At 69.9% G+C, this 9,353-nt stretch carries 11 protein-coding genes; 6 read left to right on the top strand and 5 right to left on the bottom strand.

Features of this window, described 5'->3' with window-relative positions:
* Positions 1-38: 38 nt before the first annotated feature.
* The 3 genes from VA596_RS45715 to VA596_RS45705 all read left to right on the top strand — a co-directional run bounded on the left by VA596_RS45715 (position 39) and on the right by VA596_RS45705 (position 1,241).
* The gene (locus VA596_RS45715) at positions 39-296 is read left to right on the top strand and encodes a hypothetical protein (protein ID WP_323336472.1); all 258 of its coding nucleotides are present in this window, start codon (positions 39-41) and stop codon (positions 294-296) included.
* Positions 297-414: 118 nt separating this feature from the next.
* Positions 415-675 (top strand): type II toxin-antitoxin system HicA family toxin, encoded by a 261-nt coding sequence (locus VA596_RS45710; protein ID WP_323336470.1) that lies wholly within the window; start codon positions 415-417, stop codon positions 673-675.
* Positions 672-1,241, top strand: a complete 570-nt coding sequence (locus VA596_RS45705; protein WP_323336468.1) for a hypothetical protein — start codon at positions 672-674, stop codon at positions 1,239-1,241. Before VA596_RS45710 ends, VA596_RS45705 begins: the two co-directional genes overlap by 4 nt.
* 19 nt (positions 1,242-1,260) lie before the next feature.
* Here the strand turns inward: VA596_RS45705 and VA596_RS45700 are convergent, their stop codons facing one another.
* From VA596_RS45700 to VA596_RS45690, 3 genes are all read right to left on the bottom strand, one after another.
* Complete coding sequence (locus VA596_RS45700; RefSeq protein ID WP_323336466.1) at positions 1,261-2,811, bottom strand: glycoside hydrolase family 13 protein; 1,551 nt, start codon at positions 2,809-2,811, stop codon at positions 1,261-1,263.
* On the bottom strand, positions 2,811-3,194 hold the full coding sequence (locus tag VA596_RS45695) for a globin (RefSeq protein ID WP_326960134.1): 384 nt from the start codon (positions 3,192-3,194) through the stop codon (positions 2,811-2,813). Before VA596_RS45695 ends, VA596_RS45700 begins: the two co-directional genes overlap by 1 nt.
* A gap of 133 nt (positions 3,195-3,327) precedes the next feature.
* On the bottom strand, positions 3,328-4,314 hold the full coding sequence (locus VA596_RS45690) for a mechanosensitive ion channel family protein (RefSeq protein ID WP_323336464.1): 987 nt from the start codon (positions 4,312-4,314) through the stop codon (positions 3,328-3,330).
* Between the two features lie 358 nt (positions 4,315-4,672).
* Between VA596_RS45690 and VA596_RS45685 the strand changes: the two genes are divergently transcribed.
* Positions 4,673-5,170 carry an HNH endonuclease gene (locus VA596_RS45685; RefSeq protein ID WP_323336462.1) on the top strand — a complete coding sequence of 166 codons (498 nt, stop codon included), beginning with the start codon at positions 4,673-4,675 and terminating at the stop codon, positions 5,168-5,170.
* Positions 5,171-5,282: 112 nt separating this feature from the next.
* On the opposite strand, the gene VA596_RS45680 is transcribed toward VA596_RS45685, so the two are convergent.
* The gene (locus VA596_RS45680) at positions 5,283-5,636 is read right to left on the bottom strand and encodes a hypothetical protein (RefSeq protein WP_323336460.1); all 354 of its coding nucleotides are present in this window, start codon (positions 5,634-5,636) and stop codon (positions 5,283-5,285) included.
* Positions 5,637-5,914: 278 nt separating this feature from the next.
* On the opposite strand from VA596_RS45680, the gene ctaJ reads away from it, so the two are divergent.
* Both ctaJ and VA596_RS45670 read left to right on the top strand, forming a co-directional pair.
* On the top strand, positions 5,915-6,172 hold the full coding sequence (gene ctaJ / locus VA596_RS45675; RefSeq protein WP_323336458.1) for an aa3-type cytochrome oxidase subunit CtaJ: 258 nt from the start codon (positions 5,915-5,917) through the stop codon (positions 6,170-6,172).
* Positions 6,159-6,650 carry a DUF5130 family protein gene (locus tag VA596_RS45670; protein ID WP_323336456.1) on the top strand — a complete coding sequence of 164 codons (492 nt, stop codon included), beginning with the start codon at positions 6,159-6,161 and terminating at the stop codon, positions 6,648-6,650. The genes ctaJ and VA596_RS45670 overlap by 14 nt, the downstream gene beginning before the upstream one ends.
* 59 nt (positions 6,651-6,709) lie before the next feature.
* Here VA596_RS45670 and pepN read toward each other — a convergent pair whose 3' ends face one another.
* Positions 6,710-9,277: an aminopeptidase N gene (gene pepN / locus VA596_RS45665; protein ID WP_323336454.1), complete on the bottom strand. Its 2,568-nt coding sequence runs from the start codon at positions 9,275-9,277 to the stop codon at positions 6,710-6,712.
* Positions 9,278-9,353: the final 76 nt, after the last annotated feature.

Below are 9,353 nucleotides of genomic sequence, written 5' to 3'. Positions count from 1 at the left end.
TTGCCGCCGCCGCGCGCGATCGGTGGCACCCTGGAGCCATGACCCCGGACGACGACGACCCGACGGCGGACTTCCTCGACGAGGTCCGCGCGGACGAGACGCCGTGGCGGCGCGACCGCCGCCCGGGGGAGCAGGCGCCGGAGCGCGCCGAGCGACCTGAGAGGTGGGGCCGCACGCGTGCGGCGGGCCGGGCGGCCGCCCAGGCGGCGCCCTACCTCCAGGCCGCGGCGCTGGTGGCATGGCTGGCAAGCGGCGCTTTCGACGACGGCTCGGGATCGGGCAACCAGTCGGGTTAGTACAGCTGGCGATGCGTCGGTAGCAGGCTTCTCGCAATGATCTAGGTTCACCCGTTTGTCGAGGTAGACACGTCTAGTCGATTGGACACTTGCGTGTCTAGGCGGATAGACTTACTCTGTGGTGAACAAGACGATGAAGGCATCGGCGGTGCTTCAGCTCGCTCGTGCGGCAGCTCGACGCAAGGGGCATCGCGTCGAGCATCTGCCCGGCCGGGGCAAAGGGTCGCACGTGGTCTACGTCGTGCTCGACGCTGACGACGATGTCATCGGTCGATTCACGTTGACCAATCACTCCCGCGACGTGTCCATCGGCGTGCTGCGTGCGATCGAAGACGGTTTGGCTCATGTGTTCGGCGAGAAGTGGATGGAGAAACGATGAACTATCCGGCCTTCACGGTGACCGTGAGCCGCGAAGACACCCTGTGGGTCGCGGTCGTGACCGATGGCCTCGAGCGAGGGTACGTCGGTGCGGACGACTTCGAAAACTTCGCCGACATCGACCCTGGGATGCGGGAGATCATCGCGGATCTCACGGGTATTCAACCGAGTCAGTTCACCGTTTCGTGGCGGTACGAGTTCGGTGAGGAGGACGAGACGGCCCTGGTGCTGGAGTACCAGGAGGCTCATCGAATTGCTGAAGACATGGCCGAATGGCGTGATCGGGTGCGCTCCCGTTTGGTTTCCGATCTCAGCAAGAAGCTGTCTCAGCGGGCGGTTGCCGACCTTCTTGGTCTGTCCCATCAGCGCGTGAATCAGCTCTCGCATGATCCGGTGCCTGAATTCTCGCTTGCTCTTCCCGCCGTGGACGAGCTGGCTGACGCCCTCAGGCGTTCGCTGGGAATGGACCGCGAGGGATTCCTGAAGGCGATCGCTCAGCTCAACTCGTTTGCCGCGTCGTCGAATCAAAACCAAGAAGAGGTTGCGTCTTCAGCTTGTCGACGTTGAGTGTGCGCGCCCGGTCCAGCTAGACCAGCCAGGCAGCCGAGTCGGCGGGTAGCTTCCCCTCCACCAGCGGGCTGCTCGACAACAGCACCTCGCCCGGCGGTAGCGCGATCGGGCTGGCCGACGTGTTCAGCGCGCACACCAGCCCGCCACCCCGGCGCCGGAACGCGAAACAGCCCGCGGGCGCGCCGTACCACTCCAGCTCTTCGCCGCTGAACGCCGAGTGCGTCTTCCGCAGCTCGATTGCCGCCCGGTACAACGAGAGCGTCGAATCGGCGTCTTCTATCTGCTTCTCGACCGTCAGCTCGGCCCACTCGCCCGGCATCGGCAGCCAGGTGCGCGGGTTGCGCGAGAAGCCGAACGGCGGGAGGTCGCCCTCCCACGGCAGCGGCACCCGCGACACGTCGCGGCCGAACTCAGCGCCGCTCGTCTTCGCGCGGGGGTCCGCCATGGCCGAAAGCGGCAGGTCGACGTTCGCCAGGCCCAGCTCTTCGCCGTTGTACAGGTAGACCGCGCCGGGCAGCGCCAGCTCGACCAGCGCCATCGCCCGGGCGCGGCGCACGCCCTGCTCGCCGCCGCCGTAGCGGCTCACCTGCCGCCAGACGTCGTGGTTGCTCAGCGTCCAGGTCGCCGGGGCGCCGACCTTGGCCGGGACCGTAAGGGACCGCTGGATCGCGGTCCGCATGGCGTCGGCGTCGAAGTGGGTCAGCACCAGGCGGAAGTTGAACGCCAGGTGCAGCTCGTCGGGCCGCAGGTAGCGCGAGAGGCGCTCCTCGTCGGTCACCCAGATCTCGCCGACCGCCATGGTCTCCGGGAACTCGTCGAGCACCTTCCGGATCATCTGGTGGATCTCGTGGACGCCGTCGTAGTCCCAGCGCGGGTCGTAGTAGAGGGTCGGGGTGAACCCGCCGGCCCGCGGGTCCATGTCCGGCAGGCCCGGCGGCTTGGCCATGCCGTGCGCGACGTCGATGCGGAAACCGTCCACCCCGCGTTCGAGCCAGAAGCGCAGGGTGCGCTCCAGATCGGCCGCGACCTCCGGGTTGGCCCAGTTCAGGTCCGGCTGCTGCGGCGCGAACAGGTGCAGGTACCACTGGCCGTCGGGCACCCGGGTCCAGGCCGGGCCGCCGAACGCGCTGACCCAGTTGTTCGGCGGGTCCTCGCCGCGAGGGCCGACGCCGTCGCGGAAGACGTAGCGCTCGCGCTCCGGGCTGCCCGGCGCCGCCGCCATCGCGGACTTGAACCACGCGTGCTGGTTGCTGGTGTGGTTGGGCACGACGTCGACGGTGACCTTGATCTTGCGCTTGTGCGCCTCGGTCAGCAGGACGTCGAAGTCGCCGAGGGTGCCGAACATCGGGTCGACGTCCCGCGGGTCGGCGATGTCGTAACCGTGGTCGGCCATGGGGGAGCGGTAGAAGGGCGTCAGCCACAGCGCGTCGACGCCCAGCAGCTCCAGGTAACCGAGCCGGGACCGGATGCCCTCCAGGTCGCCGACGCCGTCGCCGTCCGAATCGGCGAACGAGCGCACGTACACCTGGTAGAAGACGGCTTCCTGCCACCAGCTCCCGGGTCTCATCAGACGAAGCTGTTCATCATGCTGTGCGCGGCCATCTCCAGGTAGGCCCACAGCTGCTGCCGGTAGGGCTCGTCGAGGTTCTCCTCGTCCACCGCGATCCGGATGCAGCGCAGCCACGCGTCCCGCTCGATCGGGCCGATCTTGAACGGCGCGTGCCGCATCCGCAGCCGCGGGTGCCCGCGCTGGTCGGAGTAGGTGTGCGGGCCGCCCCAGTACTGCATGAGGAACAGCCGGAAGCGCTCCTCGGCCGGGCCGAGGTCCTCCTCCGGGTAGAGGGGGCGCAGGATCTCGTCCCGCGCGACTTCCTCGTAGAACCGCCCGACGATCCGGCGGAACGTGGGTTCGCCGCCCACCGCTTCGTACAGGTTCGCCGGTTCGCTCACTGGTGACACGCCTCCCATTTTGCCCTTACGCCCAAGGTTCCCGACGCCCGGTACCGCTCGTTCCGAACCGTCGCAAAACCGTTTCCCAGCGTAACGGCGGCGGCCGGGAAGCCGGGGCCGCCGCCGTCCGCGGCTACTTCTCGACGGCCGGGGACACGGCCGGGAACAGCCGGCCGAGCGGCGGCTCGAAGCCGGCCTCCTCCAGGGCCGCGAGCAGCTGACCGCGCAGGGCGCGCTGCACCAGCCACTGCTTGCCCGGGCGGACCTTCACGGTCAGGCGCAGCTGGATGCCCTCCGGGGTGACGCTCTCCACGCCCAGCATCTCCGGCGGCTCGAGGACGTTCGCCTGCAGCGCTTCGCTCGCCGTCGCCGCGGAGGCGGCCGCCATGAGCACGGTGGACGCGCGTTCGACGTCGGCCGAGTACCCCAGCGGGACGTCGACCACGGCGACCGCGAAGCCCTGGCTGGAGTTGCCGACGCGCAGGACCTCGCCGTTGCGGACGTACCAGACGGTGCCCTTGAGGTCACGCAGCGTGGTGATCCGCAGGCCGACGGCCTCGACGGTGCCGGTCGCCTCGCCGATGTCGACGACGTCGCCGACGCCGTACTGGTCTTCGATCATCATGAAGATGCCGGACAGGAAGTCCCGCACGAGGTTCTGGGCGCCGAACCCGATGGCGACGCCGATGATGCCGGCCGACGCGATGATCGGCCCCAGGTTGAGGCCCAGTTCGCCCAGCACGAGGATGAACGCGAGGCCGTAGATCAGGAACGTGGCCATCGACTTCAGCACCGAGCCGATGGTCGTCGCGCGCTGGCGGCGCCGTTCGATGACGGCGGAGCCGAGCACCTCGGGGGCGCGCTCGCGCAGGGGGCGCAGCAGCGACGGGAGCTTGCCGCCGGTCTTGGGCAGCGTCGTGACGCGGTTGATGAGCCGCTTGAGCAGCAGGCGCACCAGGAACGCGATCACGATGATCATCAGGATCTTCAGCGGCTTGGTCAGCAGCCAGTTGGCCGACCCCGCCAGCCACTCGTTGTGCGTGACGTCGAACACCGTGTGACAGAAGGTGCTCGGGTCGTCGATGCACGGTGGTCGGGTGGCGGTGAGCAAGGGGGACACGGGAGTTCGATCATCCTTCCGATCAGGTCGGTTTCCCCAACTTCGAGTGGATGTTGGGTCGCGCGGATGTGACACGTCTTGTAACACACGTGCGCTGGGGGCCTGTTCTGTGGTCGACTATGCCTACGCCCCTGGAGGTGGTCGAGTGCCAGACCGACAACCCAGCCCCCGCGGCGTCTCCGGCCAAGCCATGGCCGATGAGACGCCAGAGGTGGTCCTGCGCGCCTATCCGGGGGGTACCGCATCCGGCGGTGCCGTCCCGGCCGGGCCGGGGAACCGCCCAGGGGGAGTTACCCGCCCGCCCGGACAGCGTAGTAGAGGCCGGGATCCGGCGGCTCCGGCCTGGGGCCGGCGCCGGGTGCTCCTGCTCAACGCCACCTTCGAGCCGCTGACCGCGCTGCCCCTGCGCCGCGCCGTCGTGCTGGTCATGTGTGGCAAGGCCGAAGTGGTGCACGGCGACCCCGGCGGCATCGAGCTGCACGCCGCGACGGTGTCGCTGCCGCTGCCCTCGGTGATCCGGCTCAGCACGTACGTGCGGGTGCCCTACCGGGCCCAGGTGCCGCTCACCCGGGCCGGGCTGATGCACCGCGACCGGTACCGCTGCGCCTACTGCGGAGGGCGGGCCGAGACGATCGACCACGTCATCCCGCGCAGCCGTGGCGGACCCCACAGCTGGACCAACTGCGTCGCCTGTTGCGCCAAGTGCAACCACCGCAAAGCGGACCGGCTGCTCTCGGAGATCAACTGGCGGCTGCGCGTCGTCCCGCGGGCCCCGCACGGCCCGCACTGGCGGCTGCTCGCCCACTCCAAGGAGGCCGACCCGCTCTGGCGGCCCTACCTCGGGTCCGCGGCCTGACGTTCCCACCCCGGACATAACGGCGCCCCGGCTGCCTTGCGGCGGCCGGGGCGAGCCGGGTGCTTGCGCGTGTCCTCAGGTGGTGCGAGCGGCCCTAATGAACAGGTGGGGCTCAGGCGGCGAGCGCGTACTCGCTCTGGCAGGTGACGCGGGTCCCCATGGTGACGCGCGTTCCGCGGGTGACCCGGGTGCCGCGCGTCACGCGGGTGCCGGCCGTCACGCGGGTGCCCATCGTCACGCGGGTGCCCCGGGTGACCCGGGTGCCGCGCGTGACCCTCGTGCCCGCCGTCACCCGGGTGCCCATGGTGACGCGGGTCCCCGCCGTGACGCGAGTACCGCGAGTGACGCGTGTACCCCGGGTAACCCTTGTGCCCGCCGTCACGCGCGTGCCGGGCACGAATTCGATCTCGCTGGGTGACGACGTGGCCTCGGTGATCGCCTGTGCGGGGGTGTGGACGCTGTTCATGGCAAGGCCTCCTGGGACCGGTGCGTGACCTGCTGGGGCTGGGGAGCGGGGCGCAAGGCCCGTACAGGTGAAAAAGCTACGAGGATTTCAAGGCAACGACAAGACGACAGCGGCGGGTGCGGCCGCCTGTACGTTGAGTTGCAACCTTTCGGCCCGACGGTCTTCGCCCCAACGTTCCAGTGCCCGCGCGCCAAGCGGCGGACGGCGGCTGGCTTACGACGAACGGTCGAGTGCGCCGGGCGCGGTGCTCGCGGAGGTCATCCGATACGCTCAGCGCCGTGAACATCGTCGAGACGATCCTGGTCTTCGCCGTGATCCCGCTGGCCATCTACGGCTTCGCCGGCCTCCTGACGCTGCGGCGCAGGTCCGGTGGCGCCCCGCGGTACCGGACCGGCCAGGCCTGGGAGTATCCGGCCATGTGGTGGAGCGCCAACCCCGACGGGGTCGGCGAGGGGCACCGGCACGCCGGTGCCGGAGGCAGCACGGTGTCCACGGGCACCTCGACCGCGGCGGGAGGCGCTCGTGGCAACTGGTGAGCTGACGAAGCGCGTCGACGAGTCCGAGCTGGGCTACGGCGAAGCGCTGACGTCCAGCGGCCGCGTGTCGGCCGCGAAGATGTACGAGCCCGCCGAGCCGGCCGGGCCGTTCACCACCCGCCAGCTGGCCCGCCTGGACGAGGCGCTGACGTTCGCGAGCCGGGAGACCGGCCTGGACTTCAGCCTGTACCTGGGCGAGCTGGGCGGCCAGGACAGCCGCGCGACGGCGGAGAAGCTGCACGCGACGACGTCGGACCCGGCCAACGCGGTCCTGATCGCGGTCTCGCCCGGCGAGCGGCTGATCGAGATCGTCACGGGCAGGACGGCCTACAGCCGCCTGCCCGACCGCGGCTGCAAGCTGGCGATCGCGAGCATGGTGGCGTCGTTCAAGGAGGGTGACCTGGTCCGCGGCCTGGTCAACGGCCTCGCGAACGCGCTCCGCATGCTGTCCGACCAAGCGGGCCCCGCGCCCCGCTGACCCAGACGCACGAAGGGCCCCGCACCACCTCGGTGCGGGGCCCTTTCGCTGCGCTCGTATCAGGCCTGGGCGTCGAAGTCGCGGGCCGCCAGGGCCCGGACGATGCCCGCCCGGCCTTCCGAGACCAGCCGGCGCAGGGCCTGCGCGTGGTCACCGGTCAGCCACTCGTCGGACGCCGTCACCGTCGCGGGCTCCACGGCCCACGACGGGTACAGCCCGATCGCCGTCGGCTGCGCGCGCTCGCTCGAACGCCGCTGCCACACCTCGTCGATCACCTCGAAGTACTTCGCGACGTACTCACCGAGCAGCGCCTTCTGGCCCGGGTGCGAGAAGCCCGAGATGAGCGAGTCGCTGACCGCGTTGGGCAGCTCGTCGTCGTAGACCGCGCGCTGCCACGCGTCGGCCTTGGCCTCCGCCGTCGGGCGCAGGGCACGGGCGCGTTCCGCCTGGCGGCGGCCGGTGGCCGTGTTGTCGCGCGCCAGCTCGGCTTCGATCTCCGCCGAGTCCGCCTTGCCGTGCGAGACCAGCGCGTGCAGCAGCCGCCAGCGCAGGTCGGTGTCGACGGACAGGCCTTCCAGCGGAGCCGAGCCGTCGAGCCAGCCGGCGACCACCGCGAGCGTGTCCTCGTCCAGCACCGAACCGGCCAGCGAGTTCACGAACGCCAGCTGGTGGTCCGAGCCCGCCTCGGCGCCGCGGACCAGCTCCAGCAGCCGCCCGGTGAACGCCGGCCAGCCGGTCGAGGCCGCCCAGCCCTGCTCGGCGTAGGAGTTCAGCGCGGTCTGCGCCTGCAGCAGCAGCCGCTGGACGACGCCGACCTCGCTCTCGGTGTGGATGCCGCGCTGCACCAGGGTGACGAAGTCGCGGGCCTTCAGCTCGGCCTCGCGGGTCATCTCCCACGCCGCCGACCAGCACAGGGTGCGCGGCAGCGACTCGGTGATGTCGGCGACGCGGTCGATCAGCGTGGTCAGCGACGCCGGGTCGAGCCGCATCGTGCAGTAGGTCAGGTCGTCGTCGTTGACCAGCACGAGCTTGCCCGCGGCCTGCCCGACGAGGTCCGGGACCTCGGTGCGCTCGCCGTCGACGTCCAGCTCGACGCGGTGGGTCCGGACGATCTTTCCGGTGCCGTCCTCGCCGTAGATGCCCACGGCGACGCGGTGCGTGCGCAGCTCACCGGCGCCCGGCTTGGCACCGGACTGCACGACGGCGAACGACGTGAACTTGCCGTCCGCGCCGACTTCGTAGCGCGGGCTCAGCGAGTTCAGGCCGGTCGTCTCCAGCCACTGCGCGCTCCACCACGACAGGTCGCGCCCGGACGCCTCTTCCAGCGCGCCCAGCAGGTCGGCCAGCGTCGCGTTGCCCCAGGCGTGCTTGCCGAAGTAGACCTTCAGCCCCTCCAGGAAGTGCTCCAGGCCGACGTAGGCGACGAGCTGCTTGAGCACGCTCGCGCCCTTGGCGTAGGTGATGCCGTCGAAGTTCACCTCGACCGCGTGCAGGTCGACGATGTCCGCGGCGATCGGGTGCGTCGAGGGCAGCTGGTCCTGGCGGTAGGCCCACGACTTCTCGATGTTCGCGAAGCTGGTCCACGCGTTCTTGTACTCGGTGGCCTCGGCCTGGGCGAGCACGCTGGCGAAGGTCGCGAACGACTCGTTCAGCCACAGGTCGTCCCACCAGCGCATGGTGACCAGGTCGCCGAACCACATGTGCGCCATCTCGTGCAGCAGCGTCTCGGCGCGCCGCTCGTAGGCGTAGCGGGTGACGCGGCTGCGGAAGACGTAGTCCTCGAGGAACGTGACCGCGCCGGCGTTCTCCATCGCGCCCGCGTTGAACTCCGGCACGAACAGCTGGTCGTACTTGGAGAACGGGTACGGGGTGCCGAACTTCTCGTGGTAGAAGCCGAAACCCTGCTTGGTCTCGGTGAACAGCCGGTCGGCGTCCATGTGCTCGGACAGCGACGCGCGGCAGTAGATGCCCAGCGGGATCGTCTTGTGCGCGTCGGTGTACTCGTCGTGCCATTCGGCGTACGGCCCGGCGATCAGCGCGACCAGGTAGGTCGAGAGCCGCTCGGACTCCTTGAAGACCGTCCGGACGGCGCCCTCGGGCGTCTCCTCGGCGGACTCGGCGAGGGTGTTCGAGACGACCTTCCAGTCCTTCGGCGCGATCACCGTGAGCCGGTAGACCGACTTCAGGTCGGGCTGGTCGAAGCAGGCGAACATGCGCTTGGCGTCGGCCGTCTCGAACTGGGTGTACAGGTAGACACCGTCGTCGACCGGGTCGACGAACCGGTGCAGGCCCTCACCGGTGTTCATGTAGCGGCAGTCGGCGGTGACCGTGAGCTCGTTCGTCTCGGCCAGGTCCGGCAGCGCGATGCCCTTGTCCTCGACGTAGGCGCTCACGTCGACGTCCGTGCCGTTCAGCGTGGCGGCGTGCACGCGGTCGGCGACGAGGTCGATCCAGGTCCGTTCGCCTGCCTTGGCGCTGGCGAACCGGACGGTCGTCTTCGACGCGAAGGTCTTCTCCCCGGGACCGCCGTGGCCGTCGGTCAGATCGAGCTCGATGTCGTAGCCGGTGACTTCGAGCAGATCCGCGCGCAGCTTGGCGAGGTCGCGGGTCAGGTTGGGGGCGGGCACAGGCACCTCTGGTCGTGGGATCGGTTTTCAGGCTCCCCGCATCCAATCATGGGTACGGGGTGGCGGGCGATAAGGG

The sequence above is a fragment of the Amycolatopsis heterodermiae genome, assembly GCF_034929455.1.
In the GTDB taxonomy this organism is placed as follows: domain Bacteria; phylum Actinomycetota; class Actinomycetes; order Mycobacteriales; family Pseudonocardiaceae; genus Amycolatopsis; species Amycolatopsis heterodermiae.
This window is presented reverse-complemented; position numbering and strand designations above follow the sequence as displayed.

Bases quoted from the DNA above. Each gene is read 5' to 3' on its own strand.
- VA596_RS45715 (WP_323336472.1), top strand. From the start codon at position 39: ATGACCCCGGACGACGACGACCCGACGGCGGACTTCCTCGACGAGGTC.
- VA596_RS45705 (WP_323336468.1), top strand. From the start codon at position 672: ATGAACTATCCGGCCTTCACGGTGACCGTGAGCCGCGAAGACACCCTG.
- VA596_RS45700 (WP_323336466.1), bottom strand. From the start codon at position 2,811: ATGAGACCCGGGAGCTGGTGGCAGGAAGCCGTCTTCTACCAGGTGTAC.
- VA596_RS45680 (WP_323336460.1), bottom strand. From the start codon at position 5,636: ATGAACAGCGTCCACACCCCCGCACAGGCGATCACCGAGGCCACGTCG.